Below are 20985 nucleotides of genomic sequence, written 5' to 3' on the forward strand. Positions count from 1 at the left end.
CGTCTCCGTGGCACGATCGCCACATGCCTGTCGTCTACCCACGCTGCGATGACCCGTTTCTGAATTGCGTTGACAGCAATCAGAAAGGAAAGCTCAAGGCCGCAGGGCCGGTACGCTGCGCGCCGCGTCGCGCGGGTCGATGCCCGGCTGGGCCGGCACCGGGATAGTCTCGTCGCCCCGCGCGATCCGGGCCGCCATCTGGACCGCGTCGACCAGGCGTGGATAGATGCCGCACCGGCACAGGTTGCCGAGCGCGTCGACGATGTCGGCTTCGGACGGGTCGCGATTGCGCCTCAGCAGGACCGCCGCCGCCATGACGATGCCGGGCAGGCAATAGCCGCATTGCGACACGTTGGCCGCGATCATCGCCTGCTGGACCGGGTGGTCGCGTTCGCGCGACAGGCCCTCGATCGTGGTGACGAACGTCCCCTCGATCGCCGCGATCGTCACCTGGCACGATCGCACCGCCTGGCCGTCGATATCCACGGTGCACGCCCCGCAATCGCCGGTGCCGCAGCCATATTTGGTTCCGGTCAGGTTGGACGCGTCGCGCAGTGCCCAAAGCAGCGGCGTCGCGGGATCGAGCCGGTATTCGACCGGCTGGTTGTTGACGGTGAAACGGGTCATCGCGGTTCCGGATAGCGCAGGATCGGACGGCGAGAAACCCGCGCCCGATCAGTCGCGCCAGCTGCGGTCGATGCGGTCGACCAATCGCACCATCGCGGCGAAATCCGCCGCGCCCGCGCCGCCGGGGATCTGCACCTTGTGCAGGTCGCGCTGATGGATGGCCACGACGTCGGCGGGAACCTCGATCGGCGTGCCCATCGACGCGGTCGCGACCTGGATCTCGCACGCGCGCTGTAGCGACCAGTGCTTGATAAAGGCTTCGGGCAGTGTGCGCCCCATCACCAGAATGCCGTGGTTGCGCAGCAGCATCACGCGCTTGTCGCCCAGATGTTCGATCAGCCTTTCGCCCTCCTCGGCGCGCACCGTCACCCCCTCGAAATCGTGGTATGCGATCTGGCCGACGAAGTTGCAGGCATAGAAGTTGGTCGGGCGCAGGCCGCCTTCGACCGCGCTCACCGCCATGCCGGCGGTGGTATGGGTGTGCATGATGCAATGCGCGTCGGGCAGGTGGCGGTGGAACAGCGCATGCTGGGTAAAGCCGGCGAGGTTGACCGGGTGCGGGTTCAGGTCGAGCTTGTTGCCGTCGATGTCGATCTTGACCAGGTTCGACGCCTTTACCTCGCTGAAGTGCAGGCCAAAGGGATTGATCAGGAACGCGCCGTCCTCGCCCGGCACCTTCAGCGTGATGTGGTTGTAGATCATCTCTGACCAGCCGAGCATGTCGAAAATGCGGTAACAGGCCGCGAGCTGCTGGCGCGCATCGCGCTCCGCGTCGCTCATAGTCGCGGGCGACTTGATCGCGGTGGCCATGATCTTCTCCATCCGACATTGTTTCGAAGATGCAGTATGGCATAGGGGGCGGGGAACGATCAATTGGAGGCAGGGTGATGAGCGAAGCGATGATCCGGGTCGAACGCGATGGCGATGTGCTGGTCATCGCGCTCAATCGCCCGGATCGCCTGAATGCCGCGCCGACGGCGATGTTCGACCAGATCCGCGATGCGCTCGCCGGGCTCGACGGAGCGCGCGCGGTGCTGATCCGGGGGGAGGGGCGGGCGTTCGCGGGCATCGGCAGCAGCCTCGCGCTTACCGCGGACTTCTGCATCGCCAGCCCGACCGCCTATTTCCTTCAGGCGTTCGTCAATATCGGGCTGGTGCCCGACGGCGGCGCGACGTGGCTGCTGCCGCGTATCGTCGGGCGCGCGCGCGCGATGGAAATGATGATGCTTGGCGAACGGGTGTCGGCCGAACGCGCGCTGGAATGGGGATTGATCCACCGGGTGGTCACCGACGAACGGCTGGATGAGGAGGCGCTGGCGCTGGCGCAGCGGCTTGCGCGCGGCCCGACGGTCGCGCTCGGCCTGATGCGCCGCGCGGTCTGGCGCGCGCTCGACACCGGCCATGCCGAAGCGATGCTGGCGGAGGCCGAGGCGCAGCGCAGGGCGCGGGGCAGCGCGGATTCGGTGGAGGGCGGCATGGCCTTCCTCCAGAAGCGACCGCCCGAATTCAAGGGCCGCTGACGCCCGGCTTACGCCGCCGGCTTGGCGGCACCTGCGGGCAGGTGGATGCCGCACTCGGTCTTGGCAAAGCCGCGCCACCGTCCAGCGCGGACGTCATCCCCGTCGGTGGAGACCGGGCTGGTGCACGGTGCGCAGCCGATCGAGGGATAGCCCTGTGCCTCGAGCGGATGGCGCGGCAGGTCGTGCGCGACGAAATAGGCGTCGAGGTCCGCCCGATGCCACGTCGCCAGCGGATTGAGCTTCAACCGACCCTGCGCATCGGCGGCGTCGATCTCGAACCGTTCGAGCGCGGCGCGGGTATCCGCCTGAAACGCCTTGCGCCCCGTAATTGTCGCGTCGAAGCCGCCCAGTGCGCGGGTGAGCGGGTGGACCTTGCGCAGGTCGCAACAGCCGTCGGGATCGTAGGACCAGCGTTCGTCGGCCGCGTCACGAGCAGCGAGCGCGGCGGGATCGGGGGTCAGATTGCGAAGGTCGCGCAGCCCAAGCCGGTCTGCGAGCAGATCCCGATACGCCAGCGTCTCCGGAAAATGTTTGCCGGTATCGAGAAACAGGACCGGGATCGCGGGATCGACCGTGGCGACCAGATGCAGCAGCACCGCGGATTCGGCGCCGAAGGATGAAAGCAGCGCGACGTCGCCGAGCATCCGGTTGCCCAGCACCGTCCGCAGCATCGTCGCGGCATCCTCCCCGCGAAACCGGTCGTTCAGGCGCAGCGCATCCGCCGGAATGAAGCGCGGCGCGACATCGATCCGGTCGACCGCTCGGATGTCGAGGTCAGCCATGGCGCAGCTTCCACACCGGCACGCGTTCATCGGCCGCGGCCTGATAAACATGGTCATGCCGCGCAATCGCCGCGGCCAGCGTCGCCTGATCGACCGGAGAGGCCGGCGCGAAACTGTCGAAGCCGCACCGCCGCATCAGCGGGATCTGGTCGACGAGCACGTCGCCCTCGGCGCGCAACTCGCCGCCATAGCCGGCCTCGCGCAGGATGCGTGCCGCCGAATAGCCCCGACCGTCGCGAAAGCTCGGAAAACTGATCTCGACCAACGCCAGCCGGTCGAGAAAGGGAAGGAGCGCGCGGACATCCTCGCCGGCCTCGACCCTGACCGCAGTCGCATTCGACTGACCCAGAAAGGCGTCGAGCGTGACCGCCGGCTCCTCGTGCGGCTCGTCGTCGCGCAGGCGCAACAACTTATCCATAGATTGCTTCCTTGAACGGCTCCATGCCAATCCGACGATAGGTGTCGACGAAACGCTCGCCCGCCTCGCGATGCGCGATGTAGACCTCGGTCGCCTTTTCGACCGCGTCGACGACGCCGTCCTCGGTAAATCCCGGTCCGGTGATGCGGGCGAGGCTGACGTCCTCCGCGCCCGATCCGCCGAACGACAGCTGGTAGTTTTCGACGCCTTTCCGGTCGACGCCCAGAATGCCGATATGGCCGGCATGGTGATGGCCGCACGCATTGATGCAGCCGGAGATTTTGAGCTTGAGCTCGCCCAGGTCGCGCTGCCGGTCGAGGTCGGCGAAACGCGTCGCGATCTTCTGCGCGACGGGGATCGAGCGTGCATTGGCGAGGCTGCAATAGTCGAGGCCCGGGCAGGCGATGATGTCGCTGATCAGGTCCAGATTAGCCTCCGCCAGCCCGGCGGCCGCCAGCGCCTGCCAGATCGCGTGCAGGTCCGCCTTGCGCACATGTGGCAGCACGATGTTCTGGGCGTGCGTGACGCGGAGCTCGTCATGGCTGTAGCGCGCGGCAAGGTCGGCCATCACGTCCATCTGGTCGGCACTCGCGTCGCCCGGAATGCCGCCCACCGGCTTGAGCGAGATGTTGACGATCGCATGGCCCGGCTGCTTGTGCGCCTTCACATTCTGGTCGATCCACACCGCAAAATCGGGATCGCTGCGGTCGACCGTGTCGTCGAGACCCTGTTCAAAGGGCGGCGGCGCGAAGAATGCCGCGATGCGATCGAACTCGGCGGCCGGCGGATCGATGCCCAGCGCCTTGACCGCGACGAACTCGGCTTCGACCTGGCGGCGATATTCGTCCGCGCCGATCTCGTGCACCAGGATCTTGATCCGCGCCTTGTAGAGATTGTCGCGGCGCCCATGGCGGTTGTAGACCCGCAGGCAGGCCTCCAGATAGCTCAGCAGGTCGCCGAGCGGCACGAAATCGCGGATTTCCGGCGCGATCATGGGTGTGCGACCCATGCCTCCGCCGACGAAGATCCGCGCGCCCATTTCGCCGTCGCGCGCGACGATCTGAATGCCGATATCGTGCAGACGCATCGCCGCGCGATCCTCCGCCGCCGCGATCACCGCGATCTTGAACTTGCGCGGCAGGTAGGTGAACTCGGGGTGGAACGTGCTCCACTGCCGGATCAGCTCGGCCCATGGCCGCGGATCGGTCAGCTCGTCCGCGGCCGCACCGGCGAACTGGTCGGACGAGATGTTGCGGATGCAATTGCCGCTGGTCTGGATCGCATGCATCTCGACCGTCGCCAGATCGGCGAGGATGTCGGGCGCGTCGGCCAGCTTGATCCAGTTATACTGCAGGTTCTGGCGCGTGGTGAAATGGCCGTAGCCGCGATCATATTTGCGCGCGACGTGCGCCAGCATCCGCATCTGCCGGCTGTCGAGCGTGCCATAGGGGATGGCGACGCGAAGCATATAGGCGTGCAGCTGCAAATAGAGGCCGTTCATCAGCCGCAGCGGCTTGAACTGGTCCTCGGTCAGCTGCCCCGCGATGCGGCGTTCCACCTGATCGCGGAATTCGGCAACGCGGGCATCGACGATCGCCTGGTCATATTGGTCGTATCGGTACATCGGCTCGGGCCTCTATCTGCGTCGGCGGGTCACGGGTTGTGCGTGACCACGGCAAGCGGGTGGTGCTGGACGATTTCGCCCAGCTCGGCGAAACCGCGCCCGCCGATCTTCACTTCGCGGTGTGCCGCGCGGATGGCCTGAAAGGCCTCGGCGACACCCGGCGCGTCGTAGCCCGCTTCGGTCGGATAGCCGACAGTGACGATCACGTCCCACTCGGCCTGGCTTTCGTCGCCACGCTCCAGCAGCGCATAGCTGGTGAACAGGCCGCGTTCGACGCCGATCCGGTCCATCGCGAACCAGTTGGCCCGCAAATAGGCGATCAGATCGGCGCGCAGTCCGGGCTTCGCGCGCAGATAGGTCTGCGTGACATGTCGCGTTTCGCGCGCCTCGCCGGGCGCTCGCGCGAGGGCGGAGGCAGGTGCGAACGAGGGTGCCGCGCACGCGAGCGCCAGCACGGCCAGGTGCCCGGCGCGCATCAGATCACCCAGCTGCCGGCTTGCGGGTCGGCAGGCTTGAGCGACAGGTCGGCGCGCACCGTCGGCCCGAGCGCGCGGATCCGGTCCTTGATATGCTCGGGACGCGGGCCATCCCCAGCCAGCACGGCATCGATGACATAGGGCACGTTCACGCGCCGCGCGGCTTCCTCCTCGCGCGCGATCGCCTCGCCATGTTCGGCGACATCGATCGCGTCGGCGACGTGGCGCGACCACCCGCTGCCGGTCCACCACACGACATCGCCGGTCTTCAGGTCATTGCCGGTCAGGATCTTCACGCCAGCGCCTCCGCCGCTTTTGCCCATTGCCCCAGCTGATCCTGCGCATCGGCCAGCCGCGCCACCTCGCCGACGACGATGACGGCCGGCGACGCGACGCGCTGGCGCGCGACCATCGCGCCGAGATCGGCGAGCAGGGTGCGCAGCGCGCGGGCATCGGCATGGGTGCCGCGCTCCAGCACCGCGACGGGCATATCGGGGGCAACCCCGTCGGCCATCAGCTTCTCCGCGATCTGTGCAGCCGTGGCGACGCCCATGTAGATGACAAGCGTCCGGCCGTTGCCGGCCAGCCCAGACCAGTCCTGTTCCGACAGCCCCTTGCACTGGCCGGCGACGAAGCTGACCGTGCTCGACCAGTCGCGGTGGGTGAGGGGGAGCATCGCCTGCGCCGCGCAGCCGAGCGCCGCCGATACGCCCGGAATGACCTCGACCGGGATGCCCGCGTCGCGCAGCGCCTCGACCTCCTCGCCGCCGCGGCCGAACACGAACGGATCGCCGCCCTTCAGCCGGACGACGGTCGCGCCGCGGCGGGCGTGCGCGACGAGCAGCGCGTTGATCGCTTCCTGCGGCAGGGTATGGCGCGCGCGCTGCTTGGCCACCGAAATCCGCGCCGCCGCCCGCGGTGCCAGGTCGAGCATGCGCGGGTCGATCAGGCCGTCATGGACGACGACGTCCGCGATGCGGAGAGCATCGGCGGCACGCAGCGTCAGCAGCCCCGGATCGCCGGGGCCGGCCCCGACCAGGATGACCCGGCCGTCGCGGGTAGCGGAGTGCGCCTCTGTCATGCCGTTCGAGATGCGCCGCCGCCGCGCAAGTTGCAATCGATCGATGCTTGGTGTCACCGTAGCAGAACTTTTCCGCGCCCGACGCGGACCGGATCACGCCGGACTGGCGCTGGACGTCACCCGTCGCGCAGACCGATGCCGATCGACGCCCGGGCGAGCTCGGCTTCGGACGACACGACCGGATAGGCGCAGTAATCCGCCGCATAATAGGCGCTCGGCCGATGGTTGCCCGACCAGCCGACGCCGCCGAACGGCGCGGACGAGGATGCGCCGTTGGTGGGGCGGTTCCAGTTGACCACGCCGGCGCGGATGTTCGACCAGAATTGCTCGTACAGCGTCGGCTCCTGGCTGATCAGCGCGGCGGACAGCCCGTAGCGGGTGTTGTTGGCCTCGGCGATCGCCTCGTCGAAGGTCGCGGTGCGAAACACCTGCAGCACCGGGCCGAACAGTTCGCCGTCGGGCCGATCGGTCGCATGGGTCATGTCGATGATGCCGGGCGACAGGAACGGCCGCCCCTCGATCAGGCGGTGGAGGTGGCGGATCGGCCGGCCGCCGCGCGTCAGCAGCCCGACAAACGCCTCGGTCAGCTGGTCGGCGGCGTCGTTGTCGATCACCGGACCCATGAACGGGGCCGGGTCGGCATGGGGTTCGCCGATGATCATCCGCGCCACGAGCTTCTCGATCTCCGCGATCAGCGGATCGGCCAGCCGCTCGTCGACGATCAGCCGCCGGGCGTTGGCGCACCGCTGGCCCGCGGTGGTGAACGCCGACTGCACGACCAGCACGGCCGCGGTGTAGAGGTCCGGGGTGCTCCACACGACGATCGGGTTGTTGCCGCCCATTTCGAGTGCGAGGATCTTTTCGGGGTGCTCGGCGAACATCCGGTTGAGCGCGATGCCGGTGCGCGCCGATCCGGTGAACAGCAGCCCGTCGATGTCGGGATGGCCCGCCAGTGCCTTGCCCGCTTCCGGTCCGCCGATCAGCAGGCGGACGCAACCCTCCGGCACGCCCGCCGCGCGATAGCAATCGACCAGCATCTCGCCGACCGCGGGGGTCTTTTCCGATGGCTTGAACACGACCGCATTGCCCGCGAGCAGCGCGGGCACGATGTGGCCGTTGGGCAGGTGCGCCGGGAAGTTGTAGGGCCCCAGCACCGCCAGCACGCCGTGCGGCTTGTGACGCAGCGCGACCCGGCCGTTCATCGGCGCTTCCATCCGCCGCTGGCCGGTCCGTTCCGAATGCGCGTTGACGGAGATGTCGACCTTGCCGATCACGGTTTCGACTTCGGTGCGCGATTCCCACAACGGCTTGCCGGTTTCGCGGGCGATCAGGTCGGCCATCGCGTCGGCGCGGGCACGCACGACATTGGCAAAGCGGCGCATCGTCTCGACCCGCACCGTATAGGGGCGTGCGGCCCATTCCGCCCACGCGGCGCGCGCGATCCCCACTTCTGTATCGGCATTTCCGTGGGGCTTGCGCCACAACACCGCGCCGGTGGCGGGCTCGGTCGAAATCAGTTCCTGCGGCATTCAGCATCCTGCGGCCAGTTGCCGGGCTCATGCACCAGATTTGCCGCCGATGCCAGTCACCTGGCGAACGCAGGCACTTACCCGTCCGCCAGCGCCGCGCCCATCGCGCGGATCGCGTCGATCTTCGCGTGGAACGCCGACCAGTCATCGGCCTGATCGATGCGTGCCCAGATCGCCTCGACCTCCGCGATGTCGAGCGCGCACGGCGCATCGCCGTGCCAGTAGCGATCGTTGCGCGCGCTGCGCGGGGCGTGACGCGCCAACGGCGCACGCACGCCGTCGAATGCCGGGCCGTAGCTGTCGGGAATGTCGCGCGCGAAGCTGTCGAAGAAGAATCGGTCGATCGGCACCTGGCTTTGCGCCAATGCAGCGTCGAGCGCGCGGGCCAGCGCGTCCCCGTCGTCAGGTTCGCCGGGCGTGCGCCCCAGGCGCCAAAGCAGCGCGTCGCGCAACGCGGCCCGATATTCGGGCTCGAACACATCGAGCGCCGCGATCAACGGCTCGGCCGCGCTGACGATGCGCAGGCTGACCGCGAGCTGCATCACATCCCAGTGGGTCGCCTCCGCCTGCCGGCCGAAGGCGTACAGGCCGCCATGGTCGAAATAGGCCGCGGTGAACGCCGCGTCCCAGGTCGGCGCGAACCGCCACGGGCCATAGTCGAAGCTTTCGCCGGTGACGTTGATATTGTCCGAATTGAGCACGCCGTGGACGAAGCCCGCCGCCATATACCCCGCCGCCAGCCGCGCGGTCGCGCCGACGACATGGCGGAGCAGGCGCGGGGCGGCATCCGACGGGTCTTCCGCTTCCTCGCCATAAAAGTGGCGCAGGACATAGGCGATCAGCCGCCGCATCGCTTCCTCGTCGCGCAACTGGGCGACACGCTGGAACGTCCCGATCCGGATATGGCCGTGGCTCAGCCTGACCAGCACGCTCGACCGGGTGGGGGAGGGCTCGTCGCCGCGATGCAGCGCCTCCCCGGTCTCGACGAGCGAAAAGCTTTTGGATGTGTCGACCCCCAGCGCCTCGAGCATCTCGGTCGCCAGCACCTCGCGCACGCCGCCCTTGAGCGTCAGCCGGCCGTCGCCGAAGCGGCTCCAGGGTGTCTGGCCCGAACCCTTGGTGCCCAGGTCGAGCAGACGGCCGGCACCGTCGCGGAGCTGGGCGAACAGGAAACCGCGCCCGTCGCCGATGTCGGGATTGTACACGCGGAACTGGTGGCCGTGATATCGCAGCGCCAGCGGCGCCTCCAGGCTGCCCGGCAGTGGCGTGAACCGCGCGAAATGATCGATCCACGCGCGATCGTCGAGCTGGTCGAGGCCGATCGCGGCGGCGTGGCGGTCGTTGCGGAAACGCAGGATCGCCGCGGGGAACGCCGCCGGTCGCACCGGGTCGTAGAAGCCGTCGCCGAGTTCGAGGATCGTGCGTTCGGGATGAAAGGACACGGGCGCTTGCGGGGGCTTGGACATGCGGCGATATGGGGTGGCATGGCGACGCAACGCAACCACGGTTCGCGACCGACCGACCCGGCCGGGCCCGCACCCGCCTGGCAGGACGGCTATTGGTGGTCGAACGACGGTCTGCGGCTGCATTATCGCGACTATGCCGGGCCGGACGATCGCCCGGCGCTGCTGTGCATGCCGGGCCTGACGCGCAACGCCCGCGATTTCGACGGGCTGGCGGCGCGGCTGGCGGGTGACTGGCGGCTGATCGTCGTCGATCTGCGCGGGCGGGGCGAAAGCGCCTATGCGCGCGACCCGATGACCTATGTCCCGCTCACCTATCTGCAGGATCTGGAGGTGCTGCTACGCCAGCTCGACCTGCCGCGGATCGTGCTCGTCGGAACGTCGCTGGGCGGCATCCTGGCGATGCTGCTGGCGACGGCCGAACGGGGGCGGGTGGTCGGCGCCGTGCTCAACGATGTCGGGCCGGAGATCGACCCGGCGGGCCTCGCGCGCATCCGCGGCTATGTCGGTAAGGGCAGCTGGCACCCGACCTGGATGCATGCCGCGCGCGCGGTGGCGGAGGCGAATGCCGACGCCTATCCCACCTATGAGATCCAGGACTGGCTGGGCATGGCCAAGCGGCTGTACCGGCTCAATTCCAACGGGCGGATCGTGCTCGACTACGACATGCGCATCGCCGAACCGTTCCGGGTGCCGGGCAATGAGGCGGGGCTCAACATGTGGGGGGCGCTCGATGCGCTGGCCGGTGTGCCCGTGCTCGTCCTGCGCGGAGCCTGCTCGGATATTCTCAGTGATGAGGTCGCGCGGCGGATGCGCGATCGACTGCCGCAGGGCGAACTCGTGACGGTTCCGAACACCGGCCATGCCCCGACGCTCGACGAGCCGGCGGCGGTCGCGGCGGTCGACGGGCTGCTCGCGCGGCTGGCCAGCGGCGCGCGTGCCTGAACCCGATGCCGGTCCGCATCCTGCATCTGCATTCGAGCTTCGATCTGGGCGGCAAGGAGGCGCGTGCCGTCCGGCTGATGAACGCCTTTGGCGACCGCGCACGCCACGTCATCGTCTCCGGCGTGCCGGGCGCTTTGGGCGCGCGCGATGCGATCGCGCCGGGCATCGCCTATGAAATCGCGCAGGACCCGCCGCCGCTGACCGGGCGTCCGTCGGTCGCGCGCTATGAGGCGATCGCGCGGTTCATGCGCCGTTTCGACCTGGTGCTGACGTATAACTGGGGCGCGATCGACGGGGTGATGGCGCGCCGGGTGTTCGGCAAGGGGATGCCGCCGGTCATCCATCACGAAGACGGCTTCAACGACGACGAGGCCAATGGCCTCAACCCAATGCGCAACGCCTATCGCCGGCTGGCGCTGGCGGCGGCGCACCGGTTGGTCGTGCCATCGCATACGCTGGCGCGGATCGCGACGCGCGCGTGGAAGCAGCCCGCGTCGCGCGTCGCGCGGATCAGCAACGGCATCCCGGTCGACCGCTATGCCACCGCCCGGCCGCGCGCCAACGCCATTCCGGGGTTCAAACGACGGCCGGGAGAAGTCGTCATCGGCGCCATCGCCGGTCTGCGCCCGGTCAAGGACCTAGCGCTCCTCGTCCGCGCCACCGGTGGCGTGGTCGGTGCGCGTACCCGGCTGGTCATCGCGGGCGAGGGGCCCGAGCGCGCGGCGATCGTGCAGGCGGCCGAGCTGATGGGGATGGGGGACCAGGTCCACCTGCCCGGATTCCTGCCCGAACCGCACCGCTATATCGGTCTCTTCGACATCTTCGCCCTGTCGTCGCGCAGCGAGCAGCAGCCGATTTCGGTGATGGAGGCGATGGCGAGCGGGTTGCCCGTCGTCGCGCCGCCGCTGGGCGACATCCCCGAAATGGTCGCGCCGGAGAACCTGCCCTATATGGGAATCGACCGCCACGAGGTGCATCTGCGCGACCGGCTCCAGGCACTGGCCAACGACGCGCCCGCCCGCGCGCGCATCGGCGCGGCGAACCTCGCACGGGCCCGCGCACTGTTCGACGAACAAGCGATGATCGCAGCCTATGGCAAGCTTTATGGCGGGGCGATCGGCGGAATCGACCTGTCGACATGAGTCGCCCGCGCCTGTCTTTGCAGGAATTGCTCGATTCGTTTTCGTGATGCCGCTATCGTCGCGCCGGTTTTACAGGAGAAGTCGTTGTTCAAGGGCATCAAGCCGATCACCTATCATGGTCGGGAAGTGTGGCCGCTGATCGAGGGGGGCAAGGGGGTTGCCGCCACCAATCACGCGAGTGCGGGGGCATGGGCCGCGGCTGGCGGGATCGGGACTGTATCGGCGGTGAATGCCGACAGCTACGACGCCGACGGCAAGATCATTCCTCAGATATACCGCGCACTTACCCGCCGCGAACGGCATGAGGAGCTGATCGAATACGCCATCGAGGGCGCGGTCCAGCAGGTCCGGCGCGCGTTCGAGATCGCGGGCGGGCGCGGGGCGATCAACATCAACGTGCTGTGGGAAATGGGTGGCGCGCAGCGCGTGCTGCACGGCGTGCTCGAACGCACGCGTGGCATGGTTGCGGGCGTCACCTGCGGCGCGGGGATGCCGTACAAATTGTCCGAAATTGCGGCGTCCTATGGCGTCAACTATCTGCCGATCGTCAGTTCCGGGCGCGCCTTCCGGGCGCTGTGGAAGCGCGCTTATTCAAAGGCGTCTGAATGGCTGGCGGCGGTGGTCTATGAGGATCCGTGGCTGGCCGGCGGGCATAACGGGCTGAGCAATGCCGAGGATCCCCGCGCGCCGCAGGATCCCTATCCGCGGGTCAAGGCGCTGCGCGAGACGATGCGCGAGGGCGGCATTTCCGACGATGTTCCGATCGTGATGGCCGGCGGCGTCTGGTATTTGCGCGACTGGTCGAACTGGATCGACAATCCCGAACTGGGCGCGATCGCCTTCCAGTTCGGGACCCGGCCGTTGCTGACGCAGGAAAGCCCGATCCCCGACGCCTGGAAAGCCCGGTTGATGACGATCGAGGAAGGCGACGTGCTCCTGCACAAATTCTCGCCCACCGGCTTCTATTCCTCTGCGGTGCGCAACCCGTTCCTGCGCAACCTGGAAGCGCGGTCGGAACGGCAGATCCCGTTTTCGACGCAGCAGGCCGGCGATCACACCTTCCAGCTCGACGTGGGCGTGCGCGGCAAGAATTTCTGGGTGACGCGCGGCGACCTGCTCCGCGCGCGCGAATGGTATGGGCTGGGCTTTACCGAAGCGTTGAAGACTCCCGACAATACGCTGGTGTTCGTCACGCCCGCCGAAAAGGCGGAAATTCGCAAGGACCAGGCGGACTGCATGGGCTGCCTCAGCCAGTGCGCCTTTTCGTCCTGGGCCGATACCGAAACCAATTCGACCGGCCGGCCGGTTGATCCGCGCAGCTTCTGTATCCAGAAGACGCTTCAGGACATCGCGCATGGCGGCGACACCGAACAAAATCTGATGTTTGCCGGCCATGCCGCCTATCAGTTCAAGCGCGATCCCTTTTATTCCAACGGCTTCGTGCCGACCGTCAAGCAGCTGGTCGATCGTATCCTGACGGGGGATTGAGCCGATGGCGTGGCGGTTTCCCTGGCGCTTGCTGACCGTCCTGCTCGTGCTGCCCGGCATCGGCGGGGCTGCGGACGCCCAGCGGCGCAAGACGCCCTATTTCGCGTCGATCGCCGCCGACCGGGCCATGATGCGTACCGGGCCGGGGCGCAACTATCCGGCGATATGGCTCTATCGGCGCGACAACCTGCCGATCCGCGTCGTCGACATCTACAAGGACTGGCGCAAGATCGAGGATCCGGACGGCACCCAGGGATGGATGCTGGTCAATCTGTTGAGCAGCCAGCGCACCGGGGTCGTGATCGGCGGCGTGACGCCGATGCGGGCGACGCCCGGCCCCGGTGCAAAGATCAACTGGCGTGCCGCACCGGGCGTGGTCGGCAAGCTCGACGAATGCCGCGCGGGGTGGTGCCTGTTCGACGTGCGCGGCCGGACGGGCTATATCGAGCAGGCAAGCCTGTGGGGGGTCGACCCCGGCGAGGAATTCTGACGCGCGGGACGGCGGATCAGCCCTTGACCCGCTGCCACAACGCTTCCTGGGCATCGAGCCCGAGCGCAGCGAAATCGCCGTCCGCCAGGGCCTCCATTGCGCGGAACCGGTGTTCGAATTTCATGTTGGCCTGGCGCAATGCCGTCTCGGGATCGATCCCCAGATGGCGTCCCCAATTGACCAGCGCGAACATCAGGTCGCCAAACTCCTCGGCGCGCTGATCGTCGCACGTAGCTTCGTCTAGCTCGGCGATCTCCTCGACCACCTTGGCGCGCGGGCCCTGTGCGTCGGGCCAGTCGAAGCCGACGCGCGCGGCGCGCTTCTGAAGCTTTTCCGCGCGCAGCAGGGCGGGCAGGCCGGCGGCAACACCCGCCAGCGCACTCGGATCGTTCTTCTTTTGTTTACGTTCCTGTGCTTTGATCGTTTCCCAGCCCGGGTTGGTTCCGTCGCCGAAGATGTGCGGGTGGCGCCGTTCCATCTTGTCGCTGATCGCGGCGACCACGTCGGCAAGGTCGAACGCGCCGGCTTCCTCGGCGATGCGGCTGTGAAAGACGACCTGCAGCAACAGGTCGCCCAGTTCGTCCTGGAGGTCCGCCATGTCGTTGCGCTCGATGGCGTCCGCAACTTCATAGGCTTCCTCGATCGTGTAGGGCGCGATCGTCGCGAAAGTCTGCGCGAGGTCCCATTCGCAGCCATGCTCGGGATCGCGCAGTCGCGCCATGATGGCGACAAGGCGTTCGATCATGCGCCGACGCTCGCATTGGCGGGGCAAGTTACCCGTGCGACACGAGAGAGGGGCTTGACGGGGCGCGGTGACGATCCCGGGCCTGCCTCAGCGCCATATCGCAAAGTCCGATAATATACATTATGTAAAATGGCGAAGCGCATTCAGTTCGACCCCTCCGCTGACGCCGCGGTGCCGGCGGGTTCGAGGACGAGCACCCCCTGCTCGGTGCGAAAGCTGCCAAGGCGCGACAGGAAGTTCATGCCCAGCAGATCGACGTCGCCGAAATTGGGCGCGACCAGCACGCCAAGGTCCTCGGTCTGGATGGGCCCGACCTCCAGTCGGTCGATCCGCGCGCGCCGTGCCTCCACCGGACCGTTGGCGGTGTCGACGACCGCGACCAGTCCGCTATCATCGATCGCGACTCCCGCGGCCTGCGCGGTTGCCACCGACAAGGACGTGGTCGTCGCGCCGCTGTCGATCAGCATCCGGCGCGCCACGCCGTTGATTCGCACATTGGCCCAGTAATGGCCGTCATCGGATGCCGGAATGCGCAACGCGCCGCCCCGCGTGCGCTGATCGGCAAAGCCAAGCCGCGCCCCGACATCGTTGACGAAGCCGCCAATCTCGCCACGAAACGCGACGAGGATCGCAACCACCGCCGCGATCGCAATCCAGCCCAGCGCCGAACGGAGGACAAGCGACATATTGGGACGGCGTGCCGCCAGCGACGCGAGAACCAGCACCAGGAACCCGACGCTGCCGATCAGCCCGATGGCCTGTTGTTCATTCACGGTATCAACTCCATCCCGTCATGGCCGGGCCGGATATGTTCGGGCAGTTCGGCGCAGAGCGTTCGGTAATCCATGCTGTTGTCCATATGGATCAACGCCGCGTGCCGCACGCCAAGCTCGCTTACCCACGCCACGACCTGATCGAGCGTCGGATGCGTCGGGTGCGGTTCGCGACGCAGCGCATCGACGGCCCAGACGTCGATACTGTCGAACACGCGCCGCATGTCGTCGGTCATTCCGCTGAAATCGGTCGAATATCCGATGCGCTTGCCTTCATGGGCAAAGCACAGCCCGGCACTGGTGATCGCGCCGTGCGGCTGATCGACCGTGGTGACGACCAGGTCGCCGATCTCCATCCGGTCGGGCAGCGGATCGAGCGTCGCGACAGGTGGATAGCCGGCGCGGCCGTGAAAGACATAGGCAAAGCGGGCGCGCAGATCCTCGATCGTCGCCGCACGCGCAAAGCAGCGGACGGGCGCGCCCGAGTTGTGGAACAGCTGGCGCAGATCGTCGATGCCGTGGACATGATCGGCGTGCGCGTGGGTCCAGATTACCGCGTCGACGCTGGCCACGCGTGCGTCGATCAGCTGCCGGCGCATGTCGGGCCCGGTATCGACGAGCACGCGGGTGCGCTCGGTCGACACGAGGCCAGCGGTGCGCGTCCGCCAGTTGCGCGGCTCGTCGGGATCGCACCGTCCCCAGTCGGCGCCGATGCGCGGCACCCCCGACGATGTCCCGCAGCCGAGCAGCCGCAGCTTCACGCCGTGCCGCTTCCGTCGGGCGCCCCTGCCAGCGTCTTGGCGAACAGGCGGTGGAAATTCGCGCGCGTCGCGTCCGCCAGCTGCTCGGCATCTTCGCCGCGCAGCTCGGCCAGAAAGCGGCAGGTGTCGGCCACGAACGCCGGCTCGCCCGGCTTGCCGCGATGGGGCACCGGGGCGAGGAACGGTGCGTCGGTTTCAATCAGCAGCCGGTCGCGCGGCAGCCATTTCGCCGTGTCCTGAAGCGCGCGCGCATTCTTGAACGTCACGATCCCCGAGATCGAGATGTAGAAGCCGAGGTCGAGCGCGATCCGCGCGAACGCGGCGCTGGCGGTGAAGCAGTGGATAACGCCGGGAAAGCCCCCCTTCCCCAGCTCGTCGGTCAGGATTTCGGCGGTGTCGTCCTCCGCATCGCGGGTGTGCACCACGATCGGCAAACCGGTGTGACGGCATGCCGCCAGATGCGCACGGAATGCCGATTTCTGCCGATCGCGGTCGCTATGCTCGTAATAATAATCAAGTCCGCTCTCGCCGATCCCGACCACCCGGGGATGCGCTGCGCGTGCGACCAGCTTCTCGGTGTCGACATGCGGATGCGCGTCGGCTTCATGCGGATGAATGCCGATCGTCGCCCAGACATCGGGCTCGCGCTCGGCGACGCCCAGTACGTCGTCCCACTCATATTCGCGTGTCGAGATGTTGAGCATCGCAACGACCCCTCGATCGCGCGCGCGGGCCAGCACCCCGCCCTGCTGCTCGACGAGCCCCTTGTAATTGAGGTGGCAATGGCTGTCGGCGAGCTTCACACCGCCTCCGGTTCGGGCAGGACGATGCGCGGGAAAATGGGGGTCGGCGGCGAAAGACGGAAGCCTGCCGCCTGCTGGCGCACGTACCAGTCGCGATCCTCGAGCGCGGCGTGATCGCGCGCCGCCGCACCCAGCTGGTCGAGCAGCCGGCCCGCCGACCCCGGAATGACCGGCAGGATCGCGATGGCAAGCTGGCGGATCGCGCGGACGAGCGTGCCGAGCACCGCGTGCATACGCTCGGGATCGGTCTTGCGCAGCGCCCAGGGTGCCTGCGCATCGATATACTGGTTGCACGCGAATACCGCACGCATCCACGCCTCGATCGCCTGCGACAGTGCCAGATCGGCGAACTGCACCGCAAAGTCGGCGATCGCATCGTTGACCTGGGTCAGCAGTGCGCTGTCGGCCGGGTCGCCCCGCCCCGCGTCGGGCAATGCGCCATCCAGATTCTTGGCGATGAAGCTGAGCGTGCGCTGGGCAAGGTTGCCGAAGCTGTTGGCGAGGTCGGCATTGGCGCGGGTCGCGATCGCCTCGTCGCTGAACGTGCCGTCCTGGCCGAAGCTGATGTCGCGGAGCAGGAAATAGCGCAGCGCATCGACGCCCACCAATTCGGCGAGTGCGATCGGATCGACCACGTTGCCGGTCGATTTGGACATCTTCTCGCCGCGGTTGAGCAGAAAGCCGTGGCCATACACCTGGCGCGGCAGCGGCAGCCCTGCCGACATCAGGAACGCCGGCCAGTAAACCGTGTGGAAGCGCACGATATCCTTGCCGATCAGGTGCAGGTCGGCGGGCCAGTAGCGGTCACCCTGTGGCGCGTCCGGATAACCCGCTCCGGTCAGATAGTTGGTCAGCGCGTCGACCCAGACATACATGACATGCCCCGGACTGCCGGGCACGGGGACGCCCCAGTCAAAACTGGTGCGGCTGACCGACAGGTCGACCAGCCCGCCCTCGACGAAGCGCAGGATCTCGTTGCGGCGGCTGTCCGGACGAATGAAATCCGGGTTGGCGGCGTAGAAGTCGAGCAGCGGCTGCTGATATTTCGACAGGCGGAAAAACCACGTCTCCTCGGTCGTCCATTCGACCGGCGTGCCCTGGGGCGACAGCTTGACGCCCCCTTCCCCTTCGACGAGTTCCTTTTCCTCGTAAAAGGCTTCGTCGCGGACCGAATACCAGCCTTCATAGCGGTCGAGATACAGGTCGCCGGCGTCCGCCATCGCCTGCCAGATCGCCTGGCTCGCGCGGTGATGATCGGGTTCGACGGTGCGGATGAAGCGATCGCACGAAATATCAAGACTGTCGGCCATTTCAATGAAATGGTTAGACATTTCATCGGCAAGCGCACGAACCTCCTTGCCCTGGGCGCGCGCGGTCTGGACCATTTTCAGGCCATGTTCGTCGGTCCCGGTCTGAAACCGCACGTCGCGCCCCGCCTGACGCTGAAAACGCGCGATCGCATCGGCCGCGATCATCTCATAGGCGTGGCCGATATGCGGGCGGCCATTGGGATAGTGGATCGCGGTGGTGATGTAATAGGGGTCGGCCATCGCCTTGCCCTAGTGCATCGTCTCGCCGGGTTGAAGCCCCGTCGGCGCCAGCGTCGCGACTTCGGCGGCCAGCTCGAACACGGTCGTCACCACGTCCTGCGACAGGCCGATCGCGGCGGCTGCGATCGACCGCGTTCGGGCATAGGCGTCGAGCGCGGTCTTGAGCGCCCCTCCGGATCGGCCGCGCGCCTGCTCCGCGATGAAGCTCGGCGTCCGCGTCAGAAAGGCTTCATAGCGCGCCTGCGCCGCCTTGCCCGACAGCGCCCCGGCCAGCCGCACCCGGATCACGCTGTCCGGGTCCCCGGTCCGCGCGATCTCGGCCAGGTCGCGCTCGATTGCCGCCATGTCGAGCCCGGCAAAGGTGAGCGCGCGGCCCGGGGATCCCGCGCCGGCGCGCACCAGCGCGGCGATCTCGGCCTCGCTCGCCTCCGGCACCGCTTCGCGCAGCACCGCCGCCATGTCGTCGTCGCCCAGCGCCGCGAAGCGCAGCAGCCGGCATCGCGACCGGATCGTCGGCAGCAGCCGGCCCGGCGCATGGCTGACCAGGAGGAAAATCGTCCCCGTCGGCGGCTCCTCCAGATTCTTGAGCAGTGCATTGGCGGCGGGGCGTTCCAGGTCGTCGATCGCGTCGATGACGATCACGCGCACGGGCGACAAGGCCGGCTTGGTCGCCAGAACCGGCTGCAGCGCGCGGACCTGATCGATCCGGATGCTGCGGGCGATGTCCTGTTCGGGCTTCTCCGGATCCTTGGGGAGGCGCACCAGCTCGCGATAATCGGGGTGCGACCCCGCCGCGATCAGATCGTCGATATTGGGCAGCGGCGCCGCGCGGGTCAGGATGCGCCGCGCCGCCTCGCGCGCGAAGGCACCCTTCCCCACGCCCTGCGGCCCGGCGATCAGCCATGCGTGATGCGGCTTGCCCCCGGTCATCGCTGCGTCGAACGCCGCGATCGCGGCCGCATTGCCGCGCAGTAACGTCATGGCAGCAGGTCGGCGATCATGTCGATGATCGCGGCATGGACGATGTCGGGAGCATCGCCGGCGTCGATCCGGCGCACACGCGCAGGCTCCGCCGCGGCGATCCGGTCGAACCCGGCGGCGACCGCCCGATGAAACCCCGCGTCGCGCTCGGCAAAGCGGTCGATCGCCCCGCCGTCGCGCGCGCGCATCCGCGCCGTGCCGGTCGCCTGATCGACGTGGAGCAGCAGCGTGCGATCGGGCATCAAACCTCCCGACCCAAAGGCATGGAGCGCGAGGATATCGGCGTCGGCAATGCCCTGCGCACCCTGATAGGCGCGCGTGCTGTCGATGTACCGGTCACAGACCACCCAGCGTCCGGCCGCCAGCGCCGGTTGGATCAGCCGTTCCACATGGTCGGCGCGCGCGGCGGCGAACAACAGCGCCTCGCTGCGCCCGCTCCATCGCCCGACATCGCCCTGCATCAACAGCGCGCGGACCGCCTCCGCGCCCGCGCTGCCGCCCGGCTCGCGGGTCAGCACCGCGTCGATGCCGCGCGCGGCGAGCGCGTCGACCAGTAACCGGGCCTGGGTCGACTTGCCCGCCCCCTCCCCGCCTTCCAGCGTGATGAAGCGGCCGTTCAAGCGCCGAACAGCGACTTCAGCCCGGCCCAGGCGCGCCCGAAAAAGCCCGCCTCGCCCACATCGGCTTCGGCCACCAGCGGCAACGACTGCGGCGCCATGCCCGGCGCCTGCACGACCAGCTGCGCGATCTGCTGGCCCTTGCGGATCGGCGCCTTGATCGGGCCGTCATAGACCACCTTGGCGCTCAACTGCGGCGACAGGCCCGCCGGCAGCGTGACCGCCAGGTCGCGCGGCGCGACCAGCCCCACGGTCGACTCCGCGCCCAGCTGGACATCGGCGCTTTCCACCCGCCGCCCGGCCTTCACGATCGGGCGCGATTTCCACGCACCGAAACCCCATTCCATGAAGCGCACCGATTCCTCGATCCGCTGGTTGAAGCTGTTCAGCCCGGCGAGCACCATCACCAGCCGCCGGCCTTCCTGTTCGGCCGACCCGGTAAAGCCGTATCCGGCCTCTTCGGTATGTCCGGTCTTCAGCCCGTCGGCACCGCGCACGCGGCCCAGCAGGGGATCGCGATTGGCCTGCGTGATCGCATCGCCCTTCCCCAGCGTCTTGCCCCAGGTGAAGCTGTCCTTGCTGTAGAACTGCTTGTAGAGGCCCGGAAAATCCTGGATCGTCCGCGTGGCAAGCCGGGCGAGGTCGCGCGCGGTCACGAACGTCCTGCCCTCGTCGGGCCATCCGTTGGAATTGCCGAACTGGCTGTTGGCCAGGCCCAGTTCCTTCGCGCGCTGATTCATCAGGTTGACGAACGCTTCCTCGGTTCCGGCAATGCCCTCCGCCAGCACGACGCAGGCGTCGTTGCCCGACAGGACGACGATGCCATAGAGCAGGTTCTCGACGCTCACCCGCTCGCCGGGCGACAGGAACATCGTCGATCCCGCTTCCGGCCCATGCCATTTGCGCCAGGTTTCCGGCCGCACCTCGATCATCTGGTCGAGCTTGATCTCGCCCTTCCTGATCAGGTCGAACGCGACATAGGCGGTCATCATCTTGGCCATCGACGCGGGCGGCATCCGCCGGTCGGCGTCCTTGGCATACAGCACCGCACCCGAGGACAGGTCCTCCAGATACGCGACCGGGGCCGGGGTCTGGAAGGGCGGCGTCTGCGCGGTGGCAGGCGCCAGGGTAGCGAGCAGCGCGAGCGTGGCGAGCGACAATTTCTTCATG

General features: G+C 67.8%; 23 protein-coding genes. 5 read left to right on the forward strand and 18 right to left on the reverse strand.

Features of this window, described 5'->3' with window-relative positions:
* Positions 1 to 93: 93 nt before the first annotated feature.
* The gene (locus AX676_RS03445) at positions 94 to 627 is read right to left on the reverse strand and encodes a (2Fe-2S)-binding protein (RefSeq protein ID WP_066478658.1); all 534 of its coding nucleotides are present in this window, start codon (positions 625 to 627) and stop codon (positions 94 to 96) included.
* A 48-nt stretch (positions 628 to 675) separates the two neighbouring features.
* Entirely contained in the window at positions 676 to 1437 is a 762-nt protein-coding gene (locus AX676_RS03450; RefSeq protein WP_066478759.1) for a class II aldolase/adducin family protein, read from the reverse strand.
* 77 nt (positions 1438 to 1514) lie between these two features.
* Between AX676_RS03450 and AX676_RS03455 the strand changes: the two genes are divergently transcribed.
* The gene (locus tag AX676_RS03455) at positions 1515 to 2147 is read left to right on the forward strand and encodes an enoyl-CoA hydratase-related protein (RefSeq protein WP_066544097.1); all 633 of its coding nucleotides are present in this window, start codon (positions 1515 to 1517) and stop codon (positions 2145 to 2147) included.
* Positions 2148 to 2155: 8 nt separating this feature from the next.
* Here the strand turns inward: AX676_RS03455 and AX676_RS03460 are convergent, their stop codons facing one another.
* The 8 genes from AX676_RS03460 to AX676_RS03495 all read right to left on the reverse strand — a co-directional run bounded on the left by AX676_RS03460 (position 2156) and on the right by AX676_RS03495 (position 9523).
* Entirely contained in the window at positions 2156 to 2929 is a 774-nt protein-coding gene (locus tag AX676_RS03460; RefSeq protein WP_066478663.1) for a phosphoadenylyl-sulfate reductase, read from the reverse strand.
* The gene (locus AX676_RS03465; protein ID WP_066478665.1) at positions 2922 to 3347 is read right to left on the reverse strand and encodes a DUF934 domain-containing protein; all 426 of its coding nucleotides are present in this window, start codon (positions 3345 to 3347) and stop codon (positions 2922 to 2924) included. Before AX676_RS03465 ends, AX676_RS03460 begins: the two co-directional genes overlap by 8 nt.
* On the reverse strand, positions 3340 to 4971 hold the full coding sequence (locus AX676_RS03470; protein WP_066478669.1) for a nitrite/sulfite reductase: 1632 nt from the start codon (positions 4969 to 4971) through the stop codon (positions 3340 to 3342). The genes AX676_RS03465 and AX676_RS03470 overlap by 8 nt, the downstream gene beginning before the upstream one ends.
* A 29-nt stretch (positions 4972 to 5000) precedes the next feature.
* Positions 5001 to 5447: a hypothetical protein gene (locus AX676_RS03475; RefSeq protein ID WP_066478672.1), complete on the reverse strand. Its 447-nt coding sequence runs from the start codon at positions 5445 to 5447 to the stop codon at positions 5001 to 5003.
* On the reverse strand, positions 5447 to 5743 hold the full coding sequence (locus AX676_RS03480; protein WP_066478761.1) for a DUF2849 domain-containing protein: 297 nt from the start codon (positions 5741 to 5743) through the stop codon (positions 5447 to 5449). Before AX676_RS03480 ends, AX676_RS03475 begins: the two co-directional genes overlap by 1 nt.
* Complete coding sequence (gene cobA, locus AX676_RS03485; protein WP_066478675.1) at positions 5740 to 6528, reverse strand: uroporphyrinogen-III C-methyltransferase; 789 nt, start codon at positions 6526 to 6528, stop codon at positions 5740 to 5742. Before cobA ends, AX676_RS03480 begins: the two co-directional genes overlap by 4 nt.
* Before the next feature lie 116 nt (positions 6529 to 6644).
* Entirely contained in the window at positions 6645 to 8057 is a 1413-nt protein-coding gene (gene astD / locus AX676_RS03490; RefSeq protein WP_066478677.1) for a succinylglutamate-semialdehyde dehydrogenase, read from the reverse strand.
* A gap of 77 nt (positions 8058 to 8134) precedes the next feature.
* On the reverse strand, positions 8135 to 9523 hold the full coding sequence (locus tag AX676_RS03495) for a protein adenylyltransferase SelO family protein (RefSeq protein WP_066478679.1): 1389 nt from the start codon (positions 9521 to 9523) through the stop codon (positions 8135 to 8137).
* Between the two features lie 18 nt (positions 9524 to 9541).
* Here AX676_RS03495 and AX676_RS03500 point away from each other — a divergent pair, with 18 nt between their 5' ends.
* The 4 genes from AX676_RS03500 to AX676_RS03515 all read left to right on the forward strand — a co-directional run bounded on the left by AX676_RS03500 (position 9542) and on the right by AX676_RS03515 (position 13585).
* The gene (locus AX676_RS03500; protein ID WP_066478682.1) at positions 9542 to 10465 is read left to right on the forward strand and encodes an alpha/beta fold hydrolase; all 924 of its coding nucleotides are present in this window, start codon (positions 9542 to 9544) and stop codon (positions 10463 to 10465) included.
* Between the two features lie 5 nt (positions 10466 to 10470).
* The gene (locus AX676_RS03505; protein WP_066478684.1) at positions 10471 to 11607 is read left to right on the forward strand and encodes a glycosyltransferase family 4 protein; all 1137 of its coding nucleotides are present in this window, start codon (positions 10471 to 10473) and stop codon (positions 11605 to 11607) included.
* 84 nt (positions 11608 to 11691) lie between these two features.
* Positions 11692 to 13095, forward strand: a complete 1404-nt coding sequence (locus tag AX676_RS03510; protein WP_066478687.1) for an NAD(P)H-dependent flavin oxidoreductase — start codon at positions 11692 to 11694, stop codon at positions 13093 to 13095.
* A 4-nt stretch (positions 13096 to 13099) separates the two neighbouring features.
* Complete coding sequence (locus AX676_RS03515) at positions 13100 to 13585, forward strand: SH3 domain-containing protein (protein ID WP_066478689.1); 486 nt, start codon at positions 13100 to 13102, stop codon at positions 13583 to 13585.
* Between the two features lie 16 nt (positions 13586 to 13601).
* Here AX676_RS03515 and mazG read toward each other — a convergent pair whose 3' ends face one another.
* From mazG to AX676_RS03555, 8 genes are all read right to left on the reverse strand, one after another.
* Complete coding sequence (mazG, locus tag AX676_RS03520) at positions 13602 to 14330, reverse strand: nucleoside triphosphate pyrophosphohydrolase (RefSeq protein WP_066478691.1); 729 nt, start codon at positions 14328 to 14330, stop codon at positions 13602 to 13604.
* Between the two features lie 143 nt (positions 14331 to 14473).
* Positions 14474 to 15103 (reverse strand): retropepsin-like aspartic protease family protein, encoded by a 630-nt coding sequence (locus tag AX676_RS03525; protein WP_066478693.1) that lies wholly within the window; start codon positions 15101 to 15103, stop codon positions 14474 to 14476.
* Positions 15100 to 15864 carry an MBL fold metallo-hydrolase gene (locus AX676_RS03530; RefSeq protein WP_066478695.1) on the reverse strand — a complete coding sequence of 255 codons (765 nt, stop codon included), beginning with the start codon at positions 15862 to 15864 and terminating at the stop codon, positions 15100 to 15102. Before AX676_RS03530 ends, AX676_RS03525 begins: the two co-directional genes overlap by 4 nt.
* Positions 15861 to 16667 carry a TatD family hydrolase gene (locus AX676_RS03535; protein WP_066478700.1) on the reverse strand — a complete coding sequence of 269 codons (807 nt, stop codon included), beginning with the start codon at positions 16665 to 16667 and terminating at the stop codon, positions 15861 to 15863. Before AX676_RS03535 ends, AX676_RS03530 begins: the two co-directional genes overlap by 4 nt.
* Positions 16664 to 18217, reverse strand: coding sequence for a methionine--tRNA ligase (gene metG / locus AX676_RS03540; RefSeq protein ID WP_066478701.1), 1554 nt, complete (start codon positions 18215 to 18217; stop codon positions 16664 to 16666). The genes AX676_RS03535 and metG overlap by 4 nt, the downstream gene beginning before the upstream one ends.
* Before the next feature lie 9 nt (positions 18218 to 18226).
* Positions 18227 to 19198, reverse strand: coding sequence for an AAA family ATPase (locus AX676_RS03545; protein ID WP_066478702.1), 972 nt, complete (start codon positions 19196 to 19198; stop codon positions 18227 to 18229).
* A complete protein-coding gene (tmk, locus tag AX676_RS03550) occupies positions 19195 to 19818 on the reverse strand; it encodes a dTMP kinase (RefSeq protein WP_066478703.1) in 624 nt (207 codons plus the stop codon). The genes AX676_RS03545 and tmk overlap by 4 nt, the downstream gene beginning before the upstream one ends.
* Positions 19815 to 20984 (reverse strand): D-alanyl-D-alanine carboxypeptidase family protein, encoded by a 1170-nt coding sequence (locus AX676_RS03555; RefSeq protein ID WP_066478706.1) that lies wholly within the window; start codon positions 20982 to 20984, stop codon positions 19815 to 19817. Before AX676_RS03555 ends, tmk begins: the two co-directional genes overlap by 4 nt.
* Position 20985 lies beyond the last annotated feature (1 nt).

Source organism: Sphingomonas sp. CCH21-G11 (genome assembly GCF_001555965.1).
Lineage (GTDB): Bacteria > Pseudomonadota > Alphaproteobacteria > Sphingomonadales > Sphingomonadaceae > Sphingomonas.